This window comes from Acinetobacter sp. Colony158, from assembly GCF_019264745.1.
Taxonomy (GTDB): domain Bacteria; phylum Pseudomonadota; class Gammaproteobacteria; order Pseudomonadales; family Moraxellaceae; genus Acinetobacter; species Acinetobacter ursingii.
Genome location: NZ_CP078523.1, coordinates 2,045,547 through 2,071,912, shown reverse-complemented (window position 1 = coordinate 2,071,912; position 26,366 = coordinate 2,045,547). Strand labels below are relative to the sequence as shown.

Below are 26,366 nucleotides of genomic sequence, written 5' to 3'. Positions count from 1 at the left end.
TACAGCTTCAATCTAAATTCATATACCAAAACGCTTGATTCAGTTAATTTGCTAGTTCTCAATTAACTCTAAGATCAGAATGACTTCTTCTCTCTTTGTTATTGAGTGAACAATTTATTTCAGACTCAATTCTCAATCTGTTAATGAATTAATGTAACCTCGTCAGCTACATTAAACTGTGATTAATCACAGAGCTTAATAAATCATTATATTTATTAAGCTCTATAATTTACTCTAGCCCGTACTCTCTTAAGTACGTGGTGGAGACTAGGAGAGTCGAACTCCTGACCTCCTGCGTGCAAAGCAGGCGCTCTACCAACTAAGCTAAGTCCCCAGCTTATATCATTTACGTATCTTTAACTCTGTACTCATTAATCTATTCGTCAGAATGGTGGGTCTGACAAGACTTGAACTTGTGACCCCACGCTTATCAAGCGTGTGCTCTAACCAACTGAGCTACAGACCCTGAGAAAGTTTTAAAGCACCGCTTTAAAAGTTTCGCAAGACAAACAGCTTCGCTGTGCGTAGTGTTTGATTCTCGCTCTTTTTTTAAAAGCTTCTCTCTAAATCTTTTTCATTCAGATACCAGAAGAACAACTTGTTGTGGATTCTTACCAATCAACCAATCTTTTCGTTAAGGAGGTGATCCAGCCGCAGGTTCCCCTACGGCTACCTTGTTACGACTTCACCCCAGTCATCGGCCACACCGTGGTGAACGTCCTCTTTGCAGTTAGACTATCCACTTCTGGTGCAACAAACTCCCATGGTGTGACGGGCGGTGTGTACAAGGCCCGGGAACGTATTCACCGCGGCATTCTGATCCGCGATTACTAGCGATTCCGACTTCATGGAGTCGAGTTGCAGACTCCAATCCGGACTACGATCGGCTTTTTGAGATTAGCATCCTATCGCTAGGTAGCAACCCTTTGTACCGACCATTGTAGCACGTGTGTAGCCCTGGTCGTAAGGGCCATGATGACTTGACGTCGTCCCCGCCTTCCTCCAGTTTGTCACTGGCAGTATCCTTAAAGTTCCCACCCAAAGTGCTGGCAAATAAGGAAAAGGGTTGCGCTCGTTGCGGGACTTAACCCAACATCTCACGACACGAGCTGACGACAGCCATGCAGCACCTGTATGTAAGTTCCCGAAGGCACCAATCCATCTCTGGAAAGTTCTTACTATGTCAAGACCAGGTAAGGTTCTTCGCGTTGCATCGAATTAAACCACATGCTCCACCGCTTGTGCGGGCCCCCGTCAATTCATTTGAGTTTTAGTCTTGCGACCGTACTCCCCAGGCGGTCTACTTATCGCGTTAGCTGCGCCACTAATCCCTCAAAGAGACCAACGGCTAGTAGACATCGTTTACGGCATGGACTACCAGGGTATCTAATCCTGTTTGCTCCCCATGCTTTCGTACCTCAGCGTCAGTGTTAGGCCAGATGGCTGCCTTCGCCATCGGTATTCCTCCAGATCTCTACGCATTTCACCGCTACACCTGGAATTCTACCATCCTCTCCCACACTCTAGCTAACCAGTATCGAATGCAATTCCCAAGTTAAGCTCGGGGATTTCACATCCGACTCAATTAGCCGCCTACGCACGCTTTACGCCCAGTAAATCCGATTAACGCTCGCACCCTCTGTATTACCGCGGCTGCTGGCACAGAGTTAGCCGGTGCTTATTCTGCGAGTAACGTCCAGTAGCTGGTAGTATTAATACCAGTACCCTCCTCCTCGCTTAAAGTGCTTTACAACCATAAGGCCTTCTTCACACACGCGGCATGGCTGGATCAGGGTTCCCCCCATTGTCCAATATTCCCCACTGCTGCCTCCCGTAGGAGTCTGGGCCGTGTCTCAGTCCCAGTGTGGCGGATCATCCTCTCAGACCCGCTACAGATCGTCGCCTTGGTAGGCCTTTACCCCACCAACTAGCTAATCCGACTTAGGCTCATCTATTAGCGCAAGGTCNNNNGATCCCCTGCTTTCTCCCGTAGGACGTATGCGGTATTAGCATCCCTTTCGAAATGTTGTCCCCCACTAATAGCCAGATTCCTAAGTATTACTCACCCGTCCGCCGCTAAGATCAGTAGCAAGCTACCTCTCTCCGCTCGACTTGCATGTGTTAAGCCTGCCGCCAGCGTTCAATCTGAGCCATGATCAAACTCTTCAGTTAAAATCATTTCGCACCTTATTAAAGACAAGGTGCCAATTCTGGCTCATCAATTACTGACAAATTCTCTCAAATAAACTTCGAGTAATTTAAACCAATCAATTAATGATAATATTTCGATCAATCAATTAGTAAAAATCCACACAAGTTGTTCTTCTATTTTCTTAATGATCTTCTTCATGCTTCGTCAGCATCAAGCTAGGTCGGCTATATTACTCTCAATCTCTTAAAAGTCAACAGGCAATTTAGATATTTTTAAAACTCATTTTACTCAACCAAAATATCAATCAAATCCTTCAAGACCCAACCAACACCCTGTTTTTCAACAAGTTTTTATCCGCATCACCGCCGATGAGTGCGCATTCTACAGCATTCTCAAACCAACGCAACCCCTTTTATTTAATATTTTGAGTGTTTGATCGGTTTTTAATCTTTTTATATTTTTTATAACATTTTTTACCCAGTTTTGTTTTAATAACAGCTATGATCCTATTATTCAATAGAACCATCTTTATATAGAATGGTATAAAATCTTGCCGCAAGAGGCGACTAAGGATTCTTATGCATTACTCAAAACTCGTCTTTATTGGACTTCTTTCAACTGGCATGTCTTTTCATCTTTTTGCTCAAGAGAGTACAAATGATGTGGTGACTGATGCTACAGAAGACTCGTCTATTCCTGAATCTGATACACCTGAACACCGTGCACGATTTCAGAAGTTAAAGGAAATCAAAGACGATCTTAAAAATGTTAAGGCCAGTGATTTCAAGGTAAATGCGAATGCCGCACAGCCTGATCAAGTTAAAGATCCTTTGCAGCCACTTAATCGTCAGTTTTATGCTTTTAATGATGCTTTAGATCGAACTATTGTGCGTCCGATCGCTGTTCAATATACCCAAAAAACACCTGAACAAGTTCGTGGTTCTTATCGCCAGTTCCGTAAGAATTTAGGCGAACCGTGGAATGCTGTAAATCAGTTAATTCAGGGTCGACCTTCTCGTGCAGCAAAAACATTTGGCCGTTTTACGATTAATACTTTAACAACCTTGGGCTTAGCCGACCCAGCACGTCGTTTAGGCTTACCCGCTGAAGAAGAAAGTTTTGGGGTAACGCTTGGGTATTATGGCGTTCCATCGGGGCCATTTTTGATGTTGCCGTTCTTTGGTCCAAGTACGTTACGTGATGGTTTTGGGCTTGCTGTAGATAGTCAAGCACGTCCACAAAAATATATTATGGATGATCAAGACGGTTTATATTGGTCGACCAATATGTTGCAAGCGATTGATACCCGTGCGCAAGTTCTGGATATTGAGCAAATTCTGCAAGGCGACAAGTATGCAGTCATTCGTGATCTATACTTACAGCGTAAAAACTTCCAGATTGCAGAGAAAAAAGGCAATTCCACAGAACAAATCCAGTTTATCGATGATGAATCAGATGATTCAGGTGATCAAAATTAAGCTTTAGCTTACATAATGTATTCATTTAAGATTGTTAGAGATTGAGTTTTTCTAGCAATCTTTTGATTTCTATAGTACATCTATTATAGTAAATGTGATTATTGATAAGGTTCCATTTAATCGTCTATGTATTTTATTCAACCGACACGTTCAGTCCCTCATTTAGATAAAGCCCTTGATGAGCTACCGAGCCTACAAGTCATTCACATAGATGATCTGGAATTATATGACCCTACGATTATCGCGATTGCAGATGTTCAAGATTTTTTACAATACCAGTGGGCACTACCTACCGTAGTTATTGCGCGTGAAGATGAAGGGGCAGCTCTTGCTCAAGCTTGGCAACTTGGTGCCCTTGCAGGTTGGATTTGGGGAAAATTGCCGCAAAACCCTGTAGAGGCTTTATTGCAGATTGATGCTCAATATAAGCGTAATCAAGATAGTCGTGATCTTCCTGCTGCGGCTGAATTACAGAAAAAACTCCTGCCCAATACCCTCGATTTACTCGACTATAAAATTGAAACTTTTTTTCAGCCTTCTGCGTATTTATCAGGTGACTGGTATGATTACTGGAAGCTTAATGATAAAGAAGTATTATTTTATTTAGCCGATGTTTCTGGACATGGGGTCACCAGTAGTTTACTCACTTCATGGATGGCGGCTTTTCATGGACGTTCTAAAACGCCACGCGAGTTAATCAAAAAACTCAATGGAATGCTGTTACAGGAAAATATCGAAAAGCATATTACGATGGTTGCAGGTATTTTAAATCTACACACCCATCAAATTCGCTGGTCAAGTGCTGGTCACTACCCGCCTCCGATTATTTTTGAACCTAATCAACCGCCTAAAATTTTAAACACCAGTAGTTTTCCTCTGGGTTTAACGGATGATCTGGATATTGAAGAATTCGAATTTACCTTAAATCGTCAGACTCGGTTTATTATTTGTTCAGACGGTGCACTCGAACCTTTTGATGGTGGACTAAATGAACAGTTTGCTCAATTGGTTGATCATTTACAAAAACAGTCTTTTCAAGCCCCTGAACATGTTGCTGATGACATTGCAATCCTAAGTCTTTGTCGACTGAATTAGCAGCATAATCAATAGCATGTCTTTTTAGTATTCCTTATACGACTGTTAGATACTTGAGTATCTAAGCGCCCTATGTGATAATTTTGCAATCCTTCTCTGAAAATGGCATTTATATGTCAACAGGTCATGTTGAATATGCAAGCTTGAATGGAACGCATATTTTCAAACTTATTGGTGAAGTACGCGCCCAGTCTTGCATAAGTCTAGACAAACTTCTAAATCGAATTGAACAACAGCAAAATGTGGTTGGTGCAATTGTCGATTTAACTGAAACAACTTTTATTGATAGTACGGTTCTTGGAATATTGGCAAAGCTAGGTCTAAAACTGAAGCAGGTCCATCATATTCAGGCAGTCATGTTATCAACCAATCCTGATATTACGACTCTGGCCAATAGCATGGGGCTAGGGCAGGTTTTTGTTATCTTGAATTATTGTAAAGAACCACAAGTGTGTACGCGTGAATTATGTGAAGAAGAAATTACACATAACACCATGCTTAAAACAGTACTTGATGCACATAAAACCCTGATGCAACTAAACGAAAATAACCAAAATATGTTTGAGCCTTTAGTCAAACAACTACAAAAAGAACAAGATACAATGGATCAAGTATCTGCTAAGCAAAACGCTTAGCCTCCAGATATTTTCAGGATAAAATTGGCATATGACTTTACTCTCTGTTGCACAAATGAATTCTCAAAATGAGATCGACGATAATTTTCGTATGATCGAGTCTTTGATTCAACAGAGTAAAGCGCAACATGCAGAGTTGATCGTATTTCCTGAAAATTTTGTCTGTTTTGCTGCGGGGAAACAGCGTGAAACAGCAGCACAATTTGAACATATCCAGCAGCGTTTAGAACGACTTGCGCATCAATATCATATTTGGATTATTGCAGGAACATTGCCCTGCCCATTTCGTCCTGATGGATCGATCATTCAAGATGGACGTGTACGCACAGTCAGCTTATGTATCAGTCCTGAAGGGACTCAAGCACGTTATGACAAAATTCATTTGTTTGATGTGCAAGTGGGTGATGCTGTCGGAGGGTATCAGGAATCCAAGTTTTTTGAACCCGGTGATCAGCCCGTGGTCGCAAAAACACCGTTTGGCAATATCGGGATGATGGTCTGTTATGATCTTCGTTTTCCAGAACTGGCATTAACTCTTCGAGCGCAAGGTGCACGTATTTTAACTGCTCCAGCGGCTTTTACTTATACGACAGGTCAAATGCATTGGCAGCTTTTATTACAAGCTCGTGCAATGGATACTCAATGTGATGTATTGGGTGCAGCGCAACAAGGCTGGCATGGTGAAAAGCGCCAAACTTGGGGGCATACAGCAGCAACCAATAGTCGTGGACAGCTTTTGCAGATGATCCAAGATGAAGGCGCAGGACTCATCACAATTGAATTCGATGCCAAAGAACAGGATCAAATTCGAGCATCAATGCCACTGATACAGCATCGACGTTTAATTTATTTTTGATACATCATATTTTTTTATTACTGAAATCATTTATTTAAAGCTATAATCAAATATCGCATCTTTTTTGTATTGAAGAATTTTTATGCAACAGGATTCATCGGGTTTACAACTAGATAATCAGTTGTGCTTTATGATTTATTCTACGAATCTTGCATTTCATCAGATTTATCGAAAAGTTCTAGCATCCTTAGGGCTAACTTATCCTCAATATCTGGTGATGCTCGTATTGTGGGAAAAAGATCAGGTGACCGTTTCTGAAATAGGCGCGCGTTTATTTTTAGAATCCTCCACCTTAACTCCGCTTTTAAAAAAACTGGAATCACATCAACTGATTCAACGTCAACGCTCGTCTCAGGATGAACGACAAGTGATTATTACCTTGACTGATTCAGGGATTAATCTGCAAAAAAAAGCACTCGAAGTTCCTGAAAAAGTCATTAGCACGACATCCTGTGATTTAGATCAGCTGTTAGCACTCAAAGATCAATTACAGATTTTACGCAATAATCTTCTTATGCATAACAAATAAAATTTAAAAATATTTTGAATATCATCTTGCTAAATTATTTAAATCGCATACTATATATTTTAATACAAATTAATATTACACAATTTATTTAAGCAATACTCAGTCATCACGATAGGTTTATTCATACCCAAATAATNNNNAGCATTTGTCAGGATAAACAATGCATCTAAAGGTGAATGTACTGAGTTAAAGGAAATAAATCGTTAAATAGATTTTGATATTGAAGCCATTAGCACTGTCGTTTTAAAGGCTAGTTTTCAGGGTAGTTTTTTTGATGAGATAAGCCATCATAAAATTGACTGCTAGACAATTAGCTAAATAATAGGCTTTCAATATCACCCCCAATGCATACTCCCTCTCATGCATAGCACAAAGCACCTTAATCGGTGCTTTGTGCTTTTTAAATTTTAAAAATTTGTTCGCTATTCTTCAGCTTGATTGGTCACACGTAATACTTCTTCCAATGTGGTTTTCCCCACCAATACTTTTCTTAAACCATCATCACGAATTGAACCTGAATATTGACGAGCGTAGCGCTCTAGTTCAAATTCAGCAGCATTACCATGAATGAAACGGCGCATTTGGTCATCTACAGGGACAATTTCATAAATAGCAGTTCGCCCAGTAAAACCTAAATGTGAACAATGCTCACAACCTTGAGGCTCTGGTAGTTTTAAGTTTTCTTCAGCACTAATATGCTGAAATAATTGACGCTCAAAATCGTCTGCTTCGCGCCAAGTCGCGCAATGTGAACATAAAGTTCGGACTAGACGCTGTGCGATCACCCCAATTAATGAACTTGATAGAAGAAAAGGTTCAATTCCCATATCTTTTAGACGAGTGACGGCACCAATTGCAGTATTGGTATGCAACGTAGATAAAACCAAATGACCTGTCAATGAGGCTTGTACCGCAATTTCAGCCGTTTCAAGGTCTCGGATTTCTCCGACCATCACGACATCGGGATCTTGACGCAACATGGCTTTTAAAGCCCGGGCAAAGGTCATATCGACTTTGGTATTGACCTGAGTTTGCCCAATTCCCTCTAACTGATATTCAATCGGATCTTCAGCCGTCAGGATATTGCGAGTATTGTCATTTAAATCAGAAAGCGCCGCGTATAAAGTCGTGGTCTTACCCGAACCTGTCGGCCCTGTGACTAAAATGATGCCGTGCGGACGATGGATCAAATGCGTCAAGCGTTCGTAATCGTTTGACATAAGTCCCAAATGGGTCATGTTTAAGCGCCCTGCCTGTTTATCCAGTAAACGCATCACCACACGCTCGCCATGTGAAGAAGGCAAGGTAGAGACACGTACATCGACCTCACGCCCTGCTAAACGCAACGAAATACGACCATCCTGAGGAATACGTTTCTCTGCAATATCCAGTTTTGCCATGACTTTAATACGTGAAACTAATAAAGGCGCAAGTTCACGGCGCGGCTGTACAATTTCACGCAGTTGACCATCGACGCGCAAACGCACTGAAAGTTTTTTTTCAAAAGATTCGATATGAATATCTGACGCATTGACTCGAATCGCTTCAGACAAAAGTGCATTAATCAGTCTGACAATCGGCGCATCATCTTCCTGATCCATCAAATCTTCGGCTTCTGGCACCTGATCTGCCAAACTTAATAAATCTGGGTGGTCTTCAAGCCCCGCGGCAACTTGTTGCGATTCTCCTGTATCGCCTGCATAACTCGAACTCAGTAATGCATTAAAACTCTGATCATCGCAAATTTGATGTTGAGCTGGTTTCCCTACGATCCGTCTTGCTTCCTGCAAGGCAATCCACTCTGTATTTTGACGGCGTACAATAAAGACTTGATCCCCTTCATAACGCAACAAAACGCCATGACGTTTCGCAAAACTATATGGAATTTGTATTTGTTTAAGTATTTGCATCACAAATTTATAATGATCAAAAATAGAGTTTTGAGTGTACTCTAAGCGTACTACAGCGTGAAGTCTGTTTTTACAAACTCACCAGAGGAATTTTTTAACTTGGAACAACAGCAATACGATCATCTCGAACCCGAGCAAACTAATTTAAGGTGGTGGGGTGAACAGAAATTTGAACTCAGCGAATCTAAAGCATGGCAGTTTGGGTCATTGCTCTTTCGTTTGACACGCGGAATTAATGAATGGCGACTGGAATATTATCGTCCACAATACCAACATGACTATGAACAACAATGGCAGAGAATTGCAGATCCACATTTTGCCTTTCCACAAGGGGCAAAAATTGAACGCTATATGTTTCGCAACACCCATAATGAATTTCAACTGATGCCACGTTTGGCAGATCGTTCTGTGGTTATCAAACCCGTCGACCCCATTTATATTCCAGCAGGTGAACGTGGCACACTTTATATTAGTACGCCATTATGGATTGCAGGCTTTGTTGAAAATCAGAGAGAGCCTATTTTCGATCTTCCAGTGATTCGCCCCAAAGACACCTGGTTTGGCCCTGATCATCGTACTGGGGAAATGTGCTATGCCACAGCAGTTGATGGTCGCACCGATTTAAATCTACTTAAACCCCGCGCATTTCGAGCTGTTACTCCAGTTGAATTTCATAATACCAGTAGCCAGCAATTACGTTTTGATCGTATGAATGTTCCTGTGTCTGCTTTGCCTTTATTTTATAGTGAAAGCACCAATCGCTTATGGACATCTCAAATTAAAGTCATACACGAAGGTTCAGATCGTCCACCGCGTATTCGTCTGGAAAATCGTACGCCCCCATTGGCAGGTGAAGTCACTTATGTACATCCACCACGCTCGCCGGGTGGTGCCTTGTTTAACATGTTTGATTCATTTTTCTAAGGAGGCATTATGGCAGATTCCAATATCCCCAAAGATGTCGCTGTCAGCCTCAAAGGGATTTTTACCAATATTAATCTGGATCGACTGAGTGAAATTCTGGTCGCTGTTGTTCTATGTTTAATTGGCTTTATTTTTGCCCGCTTGGTTTCAAATACGTTTATCCGAACCGTAGGCATGCGCTTCAATGCACACCAACGAATGGTTTGGCGACGCGGGATCTTCTACTTTATTTTTATTATTTTTGTGATGGCTAGCCTGAAAGAAGCAGGCTTTAAACTCAGCGTATTTTTAGGCGCAGCCGGAATTTTAACTGTCGCTTTGGGTTTTGCTTCACAAACCTCAGCCAGTAACTTGATTAGCGGTTTGTTCCTGATTGGTGAAGGGTCATTTGAGGTCGGAGATACTATTCAAATTACCTTAATTCGTGGTCATACCATTGAAGGACAAGTGATTTCGATCGATTTGCTTTCGGTTAAATTACTGACATTGGATAATGTCTATGTACGTTTACCCAATGAACAATTGATTCGAGCTCCAGTCATGAATATGTCCAAGTATCCGATACGGCGTATTCCGATTACCCTCGCCATTAACTTTCAGGAAGACATCATGAAAGTGCGTAAGGTTCTTCTTGATGTTGCATCCAGATATCCTTTGGCATTAGATGACCCGAAACCTGAGGTGACTGTCACCGCCTTTCGTGAATCTTCAATTGAGCTGTTATTTTCAGTCTGGTGCCGTCAAGAGTTGTATTTAAAAACTCGCGATGAATTGCAAGAACGTATTCGTAATGGCTTTTTGGAAAATCAAATTGAGATTCCTGTACCGAAGATGGGTTTTGTTGATCGTCCACCAACAACGCCTTTAACGGAAGATGACATTGACTCCTATGCCAATACACAGGAACTTAAACGAGAACCAAAACTTTAGGCAACTTAACAAGGGTGGTTTGCCACCCGCTAAAATAGTGTATCTATAAGCTTTAAAATTTAACGCTCAATGCTTTCCTTATTTGATTGTGCTGGCGGCAATGGTGCCAGATAAGCAATGACCAACATGATAGCTCCAGCACCAATAAATGAAACCACACGCGTTAAGGTTCCACTCTGCGACAAATCAAGTACCACTAGCTTAATCACCACAATAGCAAGTAAGGCTGCCCCAACAAACCAAAGCTGACGGATTTGACGCTGACTCGAAAAAGTCATTAACACGAAAGCCAAAATTACCCAAAGTAAAGTTAAGCTAAGTTGTACCGTACCATTCGACCAAATTGTCCAGCCCCAAAGAGGTGTTGCCAAATACATATGTAAGGCCCGAACGACAATACTGCTAAACACCACCAAGGCAATCAGAATGTTGACCACTTTAGAAAACCATTCTAATGTTTTAAATGAAGCGGTAAAATTATGATGATAAACCATCCACAATAATCCAGATAACACGCTTAAGCACAATAAATCTACAGGATTGAAGATCGGTAAATAATAAGCCACAAAAACCTGATCACTTAAACTGACTATTAACAACCAAAACCAAGTCAGTGCCCAAACTGAAAACTGATCTAGCATAAGGTCATTTTTTCGCTTAAACAGCCAAATGCTATATAAGACAGGAATCACAGCGAAAGAAAGCAATGCAGCATCTGGCCAAAGTGCTGGACCTATTGTCGCTAAACTCAGCCAGAGTAAAGCGGCCCACCAAGCATTAAACTTCGAATCAATTTGCTGGTTTTTTTGAATGCTAATCAAGAGCAAGGCCAAAGTGGTTGCTGCAATGAAAAAGCTCATTTGCTGTAACGAAGCAATCCAATGAAAATGTGTGAATAGTCCCTGTTGAATCAGCTCTACGAAACACAAGCCGATAAAAATACTCAGAATCATCAACTGCGGAAACTGCCAATCCAAACGTGCGCGTAAATATACCACTCCAGTAAAGCCAAAATATAAAATTGCGGCGATCGCCAAATAAGGGCTTAGGCCCTGCCCGTGCCATGTAAAATACTCGACACCTGCCACTGCACCTGAATATAAAGCCAGACTCAAAAATAGACTGGCAATGACTGATGAATCCTGTCGAGAGGATGGATCTCGAAATAAAAAATATGCCGAAATGAATTGTGAAATCGCATAAATACTGGTGCTTAACACAGGAAAATGCTCATCTGACCAGACTTGATAAAATAGGACAACAGAACTGAGTACGACTAAAAATATCCCGAGATAACGACTTAATCGATACCGCTCAGAAACACCCCAAACAATTAAAGCTGTCCCTTGCACCACCCAACCAATTGCTGTCCAGTGCGCCCCTTGATATAACGGGAAAATCAGCGCAATAAATGCCACCGCTAAAATAAAAAAACTTTTGGCTAAAATTGATAATTCAGATTGTTTTTGTTTAATCCACCAGCCCAAAGCAGCATAAGTTCCTCCCAGAAGTGCTGCCCCCAGAGTCAGTGCTAGACTTGACTGTTGCACTAAAAAAGCATGTAAGGAAAATCCCAAAATCGGCACACTAAAAATCAAACCAACATCTACCAATGGTGGAAGTTGAATATTGGATTGATGGTTCAAGGAAGAATCATTTAAAGACTGATCTTTTAAAGAGCGATATTCTTTCTGAATCAGTTGGCTATAACGTACACTCAGCCAGATAAACAAGGCGATATGCAACCATAAAATAAGATCAAGCGTATGATATTGTGCGGGATTTGCATAGATAACAATGACGCTGCCCGCAAGTAATCCTGACGCGAAAAAAGCAATTTGATTGAGTATTTTCCATGGCTTGATAAAATTCATCGCGGCCACAGCCAGATTAATCATCAAATAGTAACTCAACAAAAAGACACTATCTGGATGCGATTGTGGAATCAATAAAGGTGCAAGATAAGCCATACTTAATGCAAGCATCGATAGATAAACCGCATTTTGTTTTAAGCTTAAAGCGACCGTAATAAGTAGCAAAACAGCAAAACCAACACTTGCGATGCTCAAATTTGCAATCACCGCATAATGATGCGCAAAAATTAAAGTCAGGAAAATAATTGCCAGACCTGCACCTTGCAAAGCAACTGCAAATAATGCGTTCTTTTTTCTCAAATAATAGCCAAATACAGTCAATGCACCGCCTGTAATAGCGATTCCCAATAATTTTATACTCAAACTGAGTTGCCAATGTTCGCTGGCAAAACGCAATAACAGCACCACCCCAATCATTAAAATCGCAATCGCAACTCGCAAAATTGGATTACCATGCATCAGCCAATCCAGTGCTGGTTGCCACCATGCCTGTTTTTGAGATGGTGGATCTACAGCAAGAGCATCATGAGTCGGATCATTCTCTAGCGTTGACAATATCGGTGTATCATCTTGAGATTGAAACCACACAGGTGTTTTCGATTGCTCCAAATGATTCAATTCAATTGGTTCAACATCAGAACTCAATGATGCTTGTTGTATCTTTTTATGGTTTTCAAGATTTTTTAGGCGCTCATTCATCGAACTTAACATCTGAATCAGACTAAACAACACCAATCCACTTCCAACTAAAATAGCCGAACCACTGTGCAAATAGTAACCTGCAAGACCAATTAAAGTTCCAAGATATAGAGCCCATCGCGGTAAATATAAATGATCAACAGATGCAGTTACTTGATATTGCTGTTCAAGCTGCTGGATACGGCGTTCAAAAGCTGTGAATTGTTGTACGATAAAAAATATCAAAAGTACAATAACAACGGCCACTGCATTTTTGATCTCAAAAGCAAGTGCAACCAATAAAGCGACAGCAAGAATAATGATTATCGTGGGGTAATACTTATCATTTTTATAGATATTAAAAAAACAAACTCAGTTATTTTAAAGCTATCTTACCTCATCAAAACATCTGCGTATATTTAGCCACCGTCCCTAAAGGCGAAGTTCTACATTTTGCTTCATTTTCACGTAGAATAAGACCCAATCGTTCGTAAGGAAGTATTCAATGCCACCATTTGTTTTGGTTGATGGGTCTTATTTTTTATTTCGTGCATTTCATGCACTCCCACCGTTGACGACCTCAACAGGATTACAAACCAATGCAATACGTGGTGCTATTTCTGCCATTCAAAAATTGATGCGCCGCACTCAGCCCACGCATATGGCGGTAATTTTTGATACCCCAGAACCCACATTTCGTCATGAACTTTCGCCTATTTATAAGGGCGACCGCCCAAGCATGCCCGATGAGTTGGCACAGCAAATTCCGTATTTACATGCTTTAATTAAAGCGTTAGGCATTCCTTTATACATGCTGCCGGGTGCAGAAGCCGATGATATTATTGGGACATTGGCGAAACATGCAGAAAAAGAAGGTCATCAAGTCTTAATTTCGACTGGTGATAAAGACATGGCGCAACTGGTCAACGAAAAAGTCACGCTTGAAGATAGTTTCAAAGATAAACCCATGGATATTCAAGGCGTTTTTGATAAGTTTGGCGTATGGCCGAACCAGATCATTGATTACCTTACCTTAATGGGTGATGCCTCAGATGGCATTATGGGGGTTCCCGGCATTGGTGCTAAAACAGCAGCTAAGCTTTTAACGGAATATGGCTCGATCGGTGGCATTTTAGAAAACGTCGATCAAATCAAAGGCAAAGTCGGTCAGAGCATTAAAGACAATGTCGATGGTATTGCCATTGATCATCAACTTGCGAGTATCGTCTGCGATCTGGACTTAGGTCTAACATGGGATGATTTAAAACTACGTGAGCCACATGTCGATAGCTTACGTCATCTTTATACCGAACTCGAATTTAGAAATCAGTTGCAATCTTTAGACCATCCTAATAATCCTGTTAGCAACAGCTATAAAGAAGCCAACAAAGAAATCGCTAAAGCTGAAAGTGCGCAACCTATTGAAACAGAAGATCAATCTAGCATGACCAGTGATGATGATCAGCTCGGTGTTGCCAATTATCATACGATTCTCACCCAAGACGCATGGGACAATTTATTCAAGCGTTTACAGACTGAGAAACGTTTTGCCATTGATACAGAAACCACCAGTCTGGATTATCGTGTTGCCGAAATGGTCGGTTTTTCTATCGCTTTTGATGCTCATGATGCCTATTACGTACCACTCACACATGACTACGAAGGTGCACCAGAGCAGCTTGATCGTGAGCAAGTATTGGCACAAATGAAGCCAATTCTGGAAGATGATTCAGTCCAGAAAATTGGACATCACCTTAAATACGATGCACATATTTTTGCCAATCATGGCATTGATCTTAAAGGTTGGTATTTTGATACTATGCTGGCCTCTTATGTATTGAACTCAGTCGCCACACGTCATGGTATGGATGATGTAGCGCGAGTCTACCTAAGTCACTTGACCACAACTTTTGAACAAATCGCAGGAAAAGGCGCAAAACAAAAAACCTTTAATCAGATCGACATTGAAGTGGCTGCACATTATGCTGCCGAAGATGCACATGTCACCTATCGCTTATATGAAGTGTTGGCAAAAAAACTAAAAGCCTCACCTGAGCTTGAAAATATTCTGTATCACATCGAAATGCGTGTGGCATCTATCCTCACGGGTATGGAAGAAGCTGGCATTAAACTTGATCATGCCTTTTTGGATCAACTCAGCCTCGAATTTACTGAAACTATTCAAGGTCTGGAAAATCAGGCAATTGAATTGGCAGGCGAAACCTTTAACGTCAGCTCCCCTAAACAAGTGGGTGAAATTTTATTTGATAAAATGGGGCTAAAAGGCGGCAAAAAAACCGCAACAGGTCAGCACAGTACAGGTGAAAGTATTCTTGAGAAAGTCGAGCACCCTATTGCAGAAGTAATTTTAGAACACCGTACTTTATCGAAGTTGAAAAACACCTATACCGATCGTTTGGTCGAGCAATCACACAACGAAACGCATCGAGTGCATACCAGTTATCATCAGGCATTGACTGCCACAGGTCGTTTATCTTCTTCAGATCCGAACCTACAAAATATTCCGATTCGTGGAGAAATTGGTCGTCAAATTCGCAAAGCCTTTATCGCTCCTGAAGGTCGCGTATTATTGGCTGCCGATTATTCACAAATCGAATTACGTTTAATGGCACATTTTTCTCAAGATGAAGCCCTGTTGGATGCGTTTAAACACGGTCAAGATGTACACCGCCGTACAGCAGCCGAAGTGTTGAATATTCCACTAGAAGAAGTGAACAATGATCAGCGTCGTCAAGCCAAAGCTGTTAACTTTGGCTTGCTGTATGGAATGTCCGAATTTGGTTTGATTCGTCAACTTGGCTTTACCCGTGAAGAATCACAAAACTACATTAAGCAATACTTCCATCGCTATCCGGGTATTTATGAATACATGCAACGTACCCGTCAGGTGGCGTTAGAACAAGGCTTTGTGGAAACCATTTTAGGTCGTCGTTTATATACGCCAGACATTGATGCCCGAAATATGATGGTGCGTAAAGGTGCGGAACGTGCCGCCATTAATGCGCCATTGCAAGGCAGCGCGGCGGATATCATTAAACTTGCGATGATTGAAGTGGATAAAATGCTGCCAAAGGATCAGGCCGTATTATTACTTCAAGTCCACGATGAACTCGTATTTGAAGTCGATACTGATTTGGCAGATGAACTAGCACCTAAGCTTGCTGAAACCATGCAATCGGTGGTTGAAATTTCTGTACCTTTAGTGGTTGAAGTCGGTAAAGGATTGAACTGGGAAGAAGCACATTAATCTTTAGAGAAAATCTAGATAAAACAAAGGCCGATTGATTCGGCCTTTGTTTTATCTAAGTTTTACGTATTTAAAACCACATCAATTTTACAATCCAGTCAGTAAAATTTTTGCGACTTCATTCATTAAGATTTCAGCAATATATAAAGCTAAAAATGCAATAATTGGAGAAAGGTCAATCATGCCCATATTCGGCAATAAACGACGAAATGGTGCAAGTAAAGGTTCAGCCAATTCCTGAATCACTTCAATATATGGAGAACGTGATTGAGTAAACATCACCACCCAGCTCAAAATAATCGTAGCAAAAATCAGATAACGGCAGAAACGGATCAAATCCTGAATCATGGTCACAAAAGTTAAAATCAACAAATGGATCGGGCTATTTGGCATCGCACCTGATAGATACATCAACCCAAAAATTTTGAGTAAATAAAGCACGATTAAAAGTGCCAATGCCGCTAGATTGACACGACCTTTTGCCACTGTCGGAAAAATACGACTAAAAATATCCACAATTTTAGTCGCTTTGACCGTTGATAAAACCACAGGGTTATAAGGGCTTACCCCTGTCAACTGCATTAAAAAGCGGAAGAACACCAATAAAATGGCAACATTAATTAAAATACCAAAAATAAGCGCAGAACTCGCCATACTGTTACTTTCCTACTTAATGGGTCTTGGTACTGTCACTTAGCTCATGTGCTAATTCTTGACTACGTTTTTGCGCAGCAGCAAGTGCTGTCTGGATATTTTGTGAAATCTGGGCGCGATCAAAGACTTCAAGTGCTGCTTGCGTCGTACCATTGGGAGAGGTCACATTTTTACGCAATTCCGCTGGGGTATTGGAACTGGTAATCGCCATTTGTGCTGCACCCAAAGCAGTTTGCAAAGTGAGTGCAGTCGCGACTTTTTCATCCAGTCCCATATTTTTTCCAGCGCGAATCATACTTTCCATTAAATAGAAAAAGTACGCTGGGCCTGAGCCTGAAACCGCTGTCACAGCATCAATTTGTGCTTCTGAATTTACCCAAATGGTTAAACCCGTTGCAGCCAAAATCTGACTGGCTAAATCACGGTCTTTCGTTGTCACATTTTCATTGGCATATAAACCATGGGCGCCTGTCTGAACCAAAGCAGGTGTATTCGGCATGACACGTACAACTCGATCAGTTCCAGTCAATGCAGCAATCGTCTCTATTTCTGCTCCAGCAATAATCGAAACAATTAACTTGCCTTCAAATAGACCGTGTAAAGGCTTTAAAACCGTACCTAAAACTTGTGGTTTCACCGCTAAAACGACCACATCGGCATTCTTAATGGCTTTTACATTATCATCCACTGCCTGAATTTCTTTTTCATGCAATAACTGACGAATTGCCTCGACAGGATCAGACACCATAATCCGAGTTGTTGGTAATCCACGTGCCAGCAAGCCACCAATCAGGGCTTGCGCCATATTACCACCACCAATAAATGTGATATTTGAATTTAATGTCGCATTCATGAATTATGCTCAACTCGCAAATTGTCTATCTCAGAACTTAAATATGGCAACCAGCCACCAACTTCACAATATCTTGATTGTGCTAGCCAAAACCCTTTTGGGGTAAAAACCCCTAGCATAACATTATCTATGGCTAATATTTGAATTGTATGACGTAACCACGGCAAAATTTGTGCCTCTTGTATGGCTTTTTTTAATGGCCAATGCCCAACACGTCCATATAAATGGATTTTTTCACCGCCCTGACGTGAGTGTATCGTTAAGTTTTGCTTTAATAAATCAGCAGAAAGTCCTATCTCAGCAGAAACGATTTTAAATTTCCCTGAAATTAAAGAAATGCTTTGATCAAGATCTAAACAAATCGTACCCGTTACATGAGAACAATTTTTTGACGCTAAATATAAGGCTTTAGCAATTCGATAAAGTTGTTTTTGATAACGGACATAATAGTGTCCATTCCAATGCAAAGCCGACTGGGCATCTGCTTTGGCATCGATCACTTCTTGTTGTAAACGCGCCACCATCTCAAAAGGCGGTCGATAATCTGCCTCTCCTTTCATCCACGCCGATAAAAGCTGACGCTGCCGAGACAAACTGAGTTGTTGTAATTTTTCTAGATCGATTTGATGGGTATCACCACAGTACTGCGCATCTTGGAGCAATATATCCTGTAAAATGCTATTAGCATCCTGCATTAAAATACTGGTACGGCTCAAAGCTTGCTGCATTTTGGGATAACGTTGTTGCAATAATGGCCAGACATTTTGACGACACCATGCCCGATCATACTGTGTGTCAAAATTGGTCTGATCTTGTACAAATGGCAGATTTAATTGCGCTGACCAGATTTCAATTTGTTCACGCGATAACGATAAAAAAGGTCGCCACAATTGAAAATTTTCCCGATTTTCCAATGCTTGCATGGCAGACAGACCATTGACTCCTGCACCTGACAGTAATCGCAGTAAAACAGTTTCAGCCTGATCTTGCTGATGATGGGCTAAGACTAAAATGTCATGAGATTTTAAATGTTGTTGATATGCAGAATAGCGGGCAGTACGTGCCTGATTTTCCAGATTGCCTGAGGTAACTTCAACCTTCTGAATAATAACGGGAATATTGAGTTGCTGTGCATAGTTTTGCACAAAGATGCCCCAGTCAGGGCTGGAGGTTTGTAATTGATGATCGATATATATCGCACGAACGCGCGCTGGAAAAACAAGCGACATTAAATGCAGCAATAGCATGGAATCCATGCCACCACTGCATCCAATTAAAAATGTGGTTTCAGGTGAAAACTGTTCAGCTTGATTTAAGAGGTCAGACCTAAATTTTCGCTGCCAAATTTCATTAAACGCTGGTAACGAGCTTCGCATCGTTCATCTGCATCCATCGGTAGCAATTCATCTAGCGCCTGTTTTAACACGACTTGCAGATTTTGCATAACCTGTTCTGGATGTAAATGTGCGCCTTCGCCTTCATCGACGACATATTCGACAATACCGATCTTTTGCAGTTTATCTGCGGTCAATGCCAAAGCATCACTGGCCTGCTCTGCCTTTTCTGCTGTCTTCCATAAAATAGATGCACAGCCCTCAGGTGAAATCACCGAATAGATACTATGTGACAACATAATCACACGGTCAGCAACGCCAATACCCAATGCTCCACCAGAACCACCCTCACCTAATACTGTCGCAATGACAGGCACTTTTAAATGAGATAGTTGCGCCAAGCTCGTTGCAATTGCTTCTGCCTGACCGCGTTCTTCTGCACCTACACCGGGATATGCTCCCATCGTATCGATAAAGGTAAAAACAGGCAGATTAAAACGTTCCGCCATATCTAGTAAGCGTTGCGATTTACGATAACCTTCAGGATTCGACATCCCAAAGTTATGTTTTAACTTTTCACGGGTACTACGACCACGATGCTGACCCACCACCATCACTGGGCGGCCTTCAAAACGTGCTAAACCACCTACCATTGCACCATCGTCACCAAATAGACGATCGCCATGCAGGGCATCAAATTCAGTGAAAATTTCACCGACATAATCTAGAAATTGTGGTCGATCAGGATGTCGTGCGATTTGCACTGTTTTCCACGCTTTAGACTGAGCAGCTTTACTTTTCATAAGTCGAGTATTATCCCTAAATTGGGGCGTATTGATGGCATATCGCACATGCTCAATCGCCCAACCAAGTCGAGTTAATCGATAAATTTTTCCGACTGAATATCCAACTCAATGTCCCAATGCTTAAATTGCTCTTGCTCATCATGCAGATCGGCAACCAGCAACGGCCATTGTTTTGCATCACCAGAAACACTAAGTTGCCATTGTTGACTATTTAGTACTGTCAATTCAATGGCAGGAAGCATCTGATCACTTCGGCTGTGATTGAGTAAAACAGCCAAACGTAGCAGTAGGCAAAGATAGACCAATTTGATGCCGCCGCCTTTTAAAACGTCGTGTTTAGCGTCATTACGCAATTTGCGGCGATGATAGGCAACCAACAAAGATAGATGATTTTGGTCAATTTGTGAGAAGCCTGGAATGTCCGAATGTTGCAATAAGTATGCACCATGACGATGATAACCACCGTGACTGATCGCTAAACCTATTTCATGTAAATAGGCTGCGCGGCGCAATAAATCACTGTCTTCGTTGGTTAAATCCAGTTGTTGCGCGACATCATCAAACAATTGTTGTGCGGTATTGACCACCCGCTCTGCCTGTTTTAAATCGGCATTATAGCGCCCCATTAGTGCCTGTACGCTTCGATCACGAATATCTTCATGCTTAAAACGACCAAGTAAGTCGTACATGACCCCTTCACGTAGCGCACCATCTGAATATGCGAGTTTATCGATATTTAGAACATCAAAAACTGCATATAAAATCGCCAAGCCTGCTGGCAAAACTGCTCGCCGATCGTCTTTTAAACCTTCAAAATCGATCTCGGCGCTATGCTTAAATTTGAGGAGTTTATCTTTGAGTTTTTCCAGACCGTCACGTGTGACATTTTCCTGTTCATCGCTTAAGCCCAGATTGACCATAATTTGCTTGGCCGCTTTGATAGTGCCTGAAGAACCAACAACAGTGTCCCATCCTTCAGCTTTATAGGTATTGGCAATTGCAGATAATTCTTTACGTGCCGCTGTGACAGCCTTATCAAAAATTTTAGGGCTAATATCACCTTCTGGAAAAAAAGCTTTGGTATAGGCAACACAACCCATTTGTAAAGATTCGGTTTGAATTGGCTCAAACTCTTCACCAATAATCAGCTCTGTTGAACCACCACCAATATCAATCACCAATCTGCGACCACCGTTCGCCATGGTATGCGAGACGCCCAAATAAATTAAACGAGCTTCTTCACGACCCGCAATAATTTCGATGGGTTTAGGTAATATTTCAGCTGCTTTTTGAATAAATTCATGACCATTTTTAGCCTGACGCAAAGCATTGGTCGCCACAATACGTAAACGGTTCGGCTGCACCGACCCCAAACGCCCGACAAAACGGGCCAGACACGCCAAACCGCGCTGTTGCGCGGCTTCGGTCAAATTTTTATTTTCGTCAAGGCCTGCCGCCAATTGCACTTTTTCAGACATTGAAGCGACTTTTTTGACTTCACCATGATCTACACGTGCAATGGCTAAATGGAAGCTGTTCGATCCCATGTCGATGGCAGCAAGTAATTCTTCATCAATTAAAAAATCAGCCATTGAAACTAACCCCTACAGAATTGTCGCTTAGAGTAATTCACATACATGCAATTGAAAAGCCATTTTTGCCAATCAGTTGGCTGCTTTTATATAAAAGTAATGCTGATCCAGCATTGTTTGTCACGATGATCAGCATTGCCAACATCTATTAGACAAATTAATCGAATCCTTGAATAATGTAAAACAACCCTTACATTGACTTAGAAGGCTATGTAATACTTCATGCCGATACGTTCTTATCCTTCTAAAAATTTCTTAAAAGATTTGGAGCAAGCTTATGTCTGCTAATATTGTAAATACCACTGATGCTGATTTCCAAGCAGATGTTCTAGACTCACAAACCCCTGTACTGGTTGACTTCTGGGCAGCATGGTGTGCGCCATGTAAAGCCATTGCACCTGTGCTTGAAGATTTGTCTCAAGAATACGAAGGTAAAGTAAAAATTGTAAAAGTAGATGTGACTTCTTGCGAAGAAACTGCGGTGAAGTACAACATCCGTAATATTCCTGCACTACTTTTGTTCAAAGACGGTCAAGTCGTTGCTCAACAAGTGGGTGCGGCACCTCGTTCTAAACTTGCTGCTTTCCTAGATGAAAACACCTAAGTTTTTGTCAAACGATGCGAATCCCTAATACGCTATTTCAAATAGCGTATTTTTTTTGCTGAAAAATTGACAAATGCGCTGATCTGACTTATATTTCTTGAGCAAGAAGTGCTGAAGGAAAATCACTTCACCTGCCTTCTTACAAAGCAAGACACAAAACATAAGATCGCCGCTCGGCACTAGCAATTGTTTTCATATATTTCATACCGAAACAATCAACCTGACTTCTGCGTTTGTGACTATGCAAGTGCGTATATTTCGCATTTGAAACTTGCGGCTGACTTTTGCTTCTCTTATTTGACTCCAACTTTATTTTCCTTATCAATCTGACCACTTATGAACTTAACCGAACTCAAGAAAAAACCGATTGGCGAACTCATTAAGATTGCTGAGTTTATGGGCCTTGAAGGAATGGCTCGTAACCGTAAGCAAGATATTATTTTCGCCATCTTAAAGCGCCACGCCATGAACGGTGAAGAAATCTTTGGTGATGGTGTTCTCGAAATCCTCTCTGATGGTTTTGGTTTTTTACGTTCAGCTGCAGGTTCTTACCTTGCAGGTCCAGACGACATCTATGTCAGCCCTTCGCAAATTCGTCGTTTTAATTTGCGCACAGGTGACACGATTACAGGAACCATTCGCCCACCAAAAGAAGGTGAACGTTATTTTGCACTGTTAAAAGTCAACCAAATTAACTACGATACTCCTGAAAACTCTCGTAATAAAATTCTTTTTGAAAACTTAACGCCACTTTTCCCAACCGAGCAACTGGTCATGGAGCTTGGTAACGGTACCACTGAAGATTTGACCTCGCGTGTTGTAGATCTTATTGCGCCGATTGGTAAAGGTCAGCGTTCCATCATTGTTGCCCCACCTAAAGCGGGTAAAACCATGTTATTACAAAACATCGCACAGTCGATTGTTCGTAATAATCCAGAGGTTTTCCTGATCGTTCTACTCATTGACGAACGTCCAGAAGAAGTCACTGAAATGGAACGTACCGTTCGCGGTGAAGTCGTGGCTTCCACTTTTGATGAATCTCCTGCACGTCATGTTCAAGTTGCCGAAATGGTGATTGAGAAGGCGAAACGTCTGGTTGAGCACAAAAAAGATGTCGTGATTCTACTCGACTCGATTACTCGTCTGGCGCGTGCTTATAACACGGTGATTCCATCATCAGGCAAAGTGTTAACGGGTGGTGTCGATGCGCATGCTCTTGAACGACCAAAACGTTTCTTTGGTGCAGCACGTAACATTGAGGAAGGCGGTTCACTGACCATCATTTCAACTGCATTGATCGAAACTGGCAGTAAGATGGATGATGTGATCTACGAAGAATTCAAAGGTACAGGTAACCAGGAAATTACACTAGATCGTCGTATTGCCGAAAAACGTGTCTTCCCTGCAATGAATATCAAGAAATCTGGTACGCGTCGTGAAGAGCGTTTGATGGATGAAGATAACCTACGTAAAGTCTGGATTCTACGCAAACTGCTTCATCCAATGGATGAGCTTGCTGCAATGGAATTCTTACTTGATCGTATGAAAGAAACCAAAACCAATGATGATTTCTTCGATCAGATGAAACGAAAAGCTGCGAATTAATTTCGTTGTTATTTCATATCAAGGCTGCCCATATGGCAGCCTTTTGTTTTGGTTGACATTTTTTACATAAATATACAATTGTAGGTATTTAATGTTAAACCCCGTGTTATTAAATGATAAATTTCAAGATTAAAAAGAAAAAACGTTTAGCTTTTAGAGGCTTAACAATTATTTCTCCAATATAAACTGACTTTTTGATTGTTATTTTCTGTTAATAATTCGTCTATTTTATCGCTTTTTTCTCTTAATTTTATCGTTCAGCAGTAGTATTTCATCATAGGCAATGATAGCATATTTCCAGACCAGTTAGACTGCTCCATGCGTTGTTACCTAGCTTCGTTAGGAATAATTAAAGCACAAACAGGCTAACACCGGTTTTTTTTAATCTCACAAAATTTATGAGAGTGATGCCATGTTATTCAAGAAAATCGCTATTGCTGCTGCTATCGCTACTACTTTAGCTTTCGTTGGTTGTGCAAAGAAAACTGAAGAAGCTGCTGCTGACGCTAACGCTGCTGCATCTGAAGCTACTGCTGCTGCATCTGAAGCTTCTGCTGCTGCAACTGACGCTGCTGCTGTTTCTGCTCCAGAAGCTGCTGCTGCTGCATCTGACGCTGCTGCTGCTGCTGACACAGCTGCTGCTGCTGCAACTGACGCTGCTGGCGCTGCAACTGACGCTGCTGCTTCTGCATCAGAAGCTGCTCACTAATCTAGTATCTAGATTTAGTGTCAAAAAAGAGAGCTTTTTAGCTCTCTTTTTTTATCTAGAAATAACTCACAATTAAATTAATAAATTCACGATTCACGATTCACGATTCACGATTCACATATTATTGCTTAAGATGATAATTTTCATAACCATAAGCTCCTTTCCTTTCTATTTACCAGTTCATTATTATTTTATTTTTTATAATAAAATCAAGGTATAGTGCATTCAAATCGATTTTGCAATATAGAGTCATCTAATGAAAAGTATTAGGTTCAGAGTAAATTTTATCTCGAATTTCAAACAAACAGCCTACACCTTCAAATATATAAGAACGGCAAATAAAGTGATCAAAGGTCATATGTAAATTTCTGGATTTTCTAAATCACCCAATTAGACATAAAAAATGGCAGGATTAAACCTGCCATTTTATAAAAAAGAAAAATCAAATAAACACAGCTCTGAAATAGAACAGTTTAATCCTGCTCATTTCCTACGCGCTGTCTAAATTTTTGACCCGCTCTAAAAGTCACAACACGACGTGCAGAAATCGGAATTTCTTCTCCTGTTTTAGGATTACGCCCAGGGCGCTCACGTTTATCACGTAATTCAAAGTTGCCAAAACCCGAAAGTTTCACATGCTCACCTGCGATGAGCGCTTGGCTAATCTCGTCGAAAAACAACTCAACCATTTGTTTTGCTTCACGACGATTTAAGCTCGTGAGCTCACTTAAATGATCCGCCATGTCTGCTTTAGTTAGTGCTGTCATGAGGCCCTCAATGTCGCTTGATAAGTGTTTTCTAACACTTCTATAATTTGATCCATACCAGATTTAATTTCAGCATCTTCAAGCGTACGTGAAGGATGTTGCCATAACAGTGCAAATGCTAGAGAGCGCTTGCCTTGTTCAACACCTTGACCCGTGTACACATCAAACAACCAACTAGAATCCAAAAGGTCTCCACCTGTTTGTTTAATTAACTGCTGAATATCATTCACATTTATATTATCACTGATTAACAGCGCAATATCACGTCGAACCGATGGAAAACGTGATAATTCTGTAAAATTAGATACATAAGATTGCAAAACTGCACTTTGATCTAATTCTGCTACCCAAGTTACACCTAAATCCAGATCATTTTCAAGTGATGGATGTAAACGTCCCAAATATCCGAACGATTGACCATTTACTACAATCTCAGCAGATTGCCCCGGATGCAACCAAGCGCGTTCTGAACGGACATAATCAACTTGCACTCGCCCAGCTGCCAATATCTGCTCAACTTCACCTTTAAGATCAAAGAAATCCATAGGCTGTGCTTTGGCATGCCATTGTTCAGGAATACGTGAACCCACTGCAATTAAAGCCAAAGTCGGAATTTGTTTTAAATCATGGATCGACTGAGCATTTTGATAATCAAAACGCAGACCAAGTTCAAACAGACGTACCCGATTTTGTTGGCGATTTAAATTGTATTGTACACACGGAATCAAACTCGACAGTAAAGTACTACGCATCACCGCCAAATCACTTGAAATTGGATTCGCCAATGCCAGCGGATGAACGGCTGGATTCAGTTGTTTTTCCAGTTTTAAGTCAGCAAAGCTAAAACTAATCGCTTCTTGATAACCCAGTGTGACCATCGTTTGACGTAACTGATCCTGTTCGAAACCATCCTGATAAGCGCTGAATTGCACATCAATTTGCGGTAAACGAATCTGAATATTGTCATAACCATGAATACGGGCAACTTCTTCAATCAAGTCCTGATAAATTGCCATATCATAACGATGCGATGGAGGTACAACCGACCATTCACCTTGTGATTTTACCGTGACCAAACAACCCAGACGAGTTAAAGCATCCGCAATAAATTCA

Annotated in this window: 20 protein-coding genes, 2 tRNA genes and 1 rRNA gene; 11 read left to right on the top strand and 12 right to left on the bottom strand. The window is 41.2% G+C overall.

Annotated elements, in window-relative coordinates:
- Positions 1 to 258: 258 nt before the first annotated feature.
- The 3 genes from JR005_RS08535 to JR005_RS08525 all read right to left on the bottom strand — a co-directional run bounded on the left by JR005_RS08535 (position 259) and on the right by JR005_RS08525 (position 2,172).
- Positions 259 to 334: transfer RNA gene (locus tag JR005_RS08535), tRNA-Ala, on the bottom strand.
- Positions 335 to 389: 55 nt separating this feature from the next.
- Positions 390 to 466: transfer RNA gene (locus tag JR005_RS08530), tRNA-Ile, on the bottom strand.
- Positions 467 to 635: 169 nt separating this feature from the next.
- A 16S ribosomal RNA gene (locus JR005_RS08525) occupies positions 636 to 2,172 on the bottom strand.
- A gap of 558 nt (positions 2,173 to 2,730) precedes the next feature.
- Between JR005_RS08525 and JR005_RS08520 the strand changes: the two genes are divergently transcribed.
- The 5 genes from JR005_RS08520 (at position 2,731) to JR005_RS08500 (ending at position 6,745) form a co-directional block, all read left to right on the top strand.
- On the top strand, positions 2,731 to 3,630 hold the full coding sequence (locus JR005_RS08520) for a VacJ family lipoprotein (protein WP_005002529.1): 900 nt from the start codon (positions 2,731 to 2,733) through the stop codon (positions 3,628 to 3,630).
- Between the two features lie 126 nt (positions 3,631 to 3,756).
- Complete coding sequence (gigA, locus tag JR005_RS08515; protein WP_004993079.1) at positions 3,757 to 4,725, top strand: RsbU family protein phosphatase GigA; 969 nt, start codon at positions 3,757 to 3,759, stop codon at positions 4,723 to 4,725.
- Positions 4,726 to 4,838: 113 nt separating this feature from the next.
- Complete coding sequence (gigB, locus tag JR005_RS08510; RefSeq protein ID WP_004993077.1) at positions 4,839 to 5,360, top strand: anti-anti-sigma factor GigB; 522 nt, start codon at positions 4,839 to 4,841, stop codon at positions 5,358 to 5,360.
- Between the two features lie 31 nt (positions 5,361 to 5,391).
- Positions 5,392 to 6,216: a carbon-nitrogen hydrolase family protein gene (locus JR005_RS08505; RefSeq protein WP_218664893.1), complete on the top strand. Its 825-nt coding sequence runs from the start codon at positions 5,392 to 5,394 to the stop codon at positions 6,214 to 6,216.
- Positions 6,217 to 6,298: 82 nt separating this feature from the next.
- The gene (locus JR005_RS08500) at positions 6,299 to 6,745 is read left to right on the top strand and encodes a MarR family winged helix-turn-helix transcriptional regulator (protein ID WP_004993071.1); all 447 of its coding nucleotides are present in this window, start codon (positions 6,299 to 6,301) and stop codon (positions 6,743 to 6,745) included.
- A gap of 422 nt (positions 6,746 to 7,167) precedes the next feature.
- On the opposite strand, the gene gspE is transcribed toward JR005_RS08500, so the two are convergent.
- The gene (gene gspE / locus JR005_RS08495) at positions 7,168 to 8,655 is read right to left on the bottom strand and encodes a type II secretion system ATPase GspE (RefSeq protein ID WP_218664892.1); all 1,488 of its coding nucleotides are present in this window, start codon (positions 8,653 to 8,655) and stop codon (positions 7,168 to 7,170) included.
- A gap of 99 nt (positions 8,656 to 8,754) precedes the next feature.
- Here gspE and JR005_RS08490 point away from each other — a divergent pair, with 99 nt between their 5' ends.
- Positions 8,755 to 9,579: a hypothetical protein gene (locus tag JR005_RS08490; protein ID WP_004993066.1), complete on the top strand. Its 825-nt coding sequence runs from the start codon at positions 8,755 to 8,757 to the stop codon at positions 9,577 to 9,579.
- A 9-nt stretch (positions 9,580 to 9,588) separates the two neighbouring features.
- Positions 9,589 to 10,509 carry a mechanosensitive ion channel family protein gene (locus JR005_RS08485; RefSeq protein ID WP_004993064.1) on the top strand — a complete coding sequence of 307 codons (921 nt, stop codon included), beginning with the start codon at positions 9,589 to 9,591 and terminating at the stop codon, positions 10,507 to 10,509.
- 59 nt (positions 10,510 to 10,568) lie between these two features.
- Here the strand turns inward: JR005_RS08485 and JR005_RS08480 are convergent, their stop codons facing one another.
- Complete coding sequence (locus JR005_RS08480; RefSeq protein WP_218665815.1) at positions 10,569 to 13,418, bottom strand: DUF2339 domain-containing protein; 2,850 nt, start codon at positions 13,416 to 13,418, stop codon at positions 10,569 to 10,571.
- A gap of 148 nt (positions 13,419 to 13,566) precedes the next feature.
- On the opposite strand from JR005_RS08480, the gene polA reads away from it, so the two are divergent.
- Positions 13,567 to 16,329 carry a DNA polymerase I gene (gene polA, locus JR005_RS08475; RefSeq protein WP_004993061.1) on the top strand — a complete coding sequence of 921 codons (2,763 nt, stop codon included), beginning with the start codon at positions 13,567 to 13,569 and terminating at the stop codon, positions 16,327 to 16,329.
- An 87-nt stretch (positions 16,330 to 16,416) separates the two neighbouring features.
- Here polA and JR005_RS08470 read toward each other — a convergent pair whose 3' ends face one another.
- The 5 genes from JR005_RS08470 to ppx all read right to left on the bottom strand — a co-directional run bounded on the left by JR005_RS08470 (position 16,417) and on the right by ppx (position 21,568).
- Positions 16,417 to 16,983, bottom strand: a complete 567-nt coding sequence (locus JR005_RS08470) for a YggT family protein (protein WP_004993058.1) — start codon at positions 16,981 to 16,983, stop codon at positions 16,417 to 16,419.
- A 16-nt stretch (positions 16,984 to 16,999) separates the two neighbouring features.
- On the bottom strand, positions 17,000 to 17,836 hold the full coding sequence (gene proC / locus JR005_RS08465; RefSeq protein ID WP_004994642.1) for a pyrroline-5-carboxylate reductase: 837 nt from the start codon (positions 17,834 to 17,836) through the stop codon (positions 17,000 to 17,002).
- On the bottom strand, positions 17,833 to 19,212 hold the full coding sequence (tilS, locus tag JR005_RS08460) for a tRNA lysidine(34) synthetase TilS (RefSeq protein ID WP_151724584.1): 1,380 nt from the start codon (positions 19,210 to 19,212) through the stop codon (positions 17,833 to 17,835). Before tilS ends, proC begins: the two co-directional genes overlap by 4 nt.
- Complete coding sequence (locus JR005_RS08455; protein ID WP_004993051.1) at positions 19,149 to 19,973, bottom strand: acetyl-CoA carboxylase carboxyltransferase subunit alpha; 825 nt, start codon at positions 19,971 to 19,973, stop codon at positions 19,149 to 19,151. Before JR005_RS08455 ends, tilS begins: the two co-directional genes overlap by 64 nt.
- 74 nt (positions 19,974 to 20,047) lie before the next feature.
- The gene (ppx, locus tag JR005_RS08450) at positions 20,048 to 21,568 is read right to left on the bottom strand and encodes an exopolyphosphatase (RefSeq protein WP_004993048.1); all 1,521 of its coding nucleotides are present in this window, start codon (positions 21,566 to 21,568) and stop codon (positions 20,048 to 20,050) included.
- A 277-nt stretch (positions 21,569 to 21,845) separates the two neighbouring features.
- On the opposite strand from ppx, the gene trxA reads away from it, so the two are divergent.
- The 3 genes from trxA (at position 21,846) to JR005_RS08435 (ending at position 24,486) form a co-directional block, all read left to right on the top strand.
- On the top strand, positions 21,846 to 22,172 hold the full coding sequence (gene trxA / locus JR005_RS08445) for a thioredoxin (protein ID WP_004993046.1): 327 nt from the start codon (positions 21,846 to 21,848) through the stop codon (positions 22,170 to 22,172).
- Positions 22,173 to 22,508: 336 nt separating this feature from the next.
- Positions 22,509 to 23,777 carry a transcription termination factor Rho gene (gene rho / locus JR005_RS08440; protein ID WP_004993042.1) on the top strand — a complete coding sequence of 423 codons (1,269 nt, stop codon included), beginning with the start codon at positions 22,509 to 22,511 and terminating at the stop codon, positions 23,775 to 23,777.
- A gap of 412 nt (positions 23,778 to 24,189) precedes the next feature.
- Entirely contained in the window at positions 24,190 to 24,486 is a 297-nt protein-coding gene (locus tag JR005_RS08435) for a hypothetical protein (protein WP_004993040.1), read from the top strand.
- Between the two features lie 473 nt (positions 24,487 to 24,959).
- Here JR005_RS08435 and JR005_RS08430 read toward each other — a convergent pair whose 3' ends face one another.
- Both JR005_RS08430 and JR005_RS14780 read right to left on the bottom strand, forming a co-directional pair.
- Positions 24,960 to 25,253 (bottom strand): integration host factor subunit alpha, encoded by a 294-nt coding sequence (locus tag JR005_RS08430; protein WP_004993038.1) that lies wholly within the window; start codon positions 25,251 to 25,253, stop codon positions 24,960 to 24,962.
- Positions 25,250 to 26,366: phenylalanine--tRNA ligase subunit beta (locus tag JR005_RS14780; protein ID WP_228731670.1), on the bottom strand; the 1,117-nt coding region annotated here is incomplete at its 5' end. The genes JR005_RS08430 and JR005_RS14780, both read right to left, overlap by 4 nt.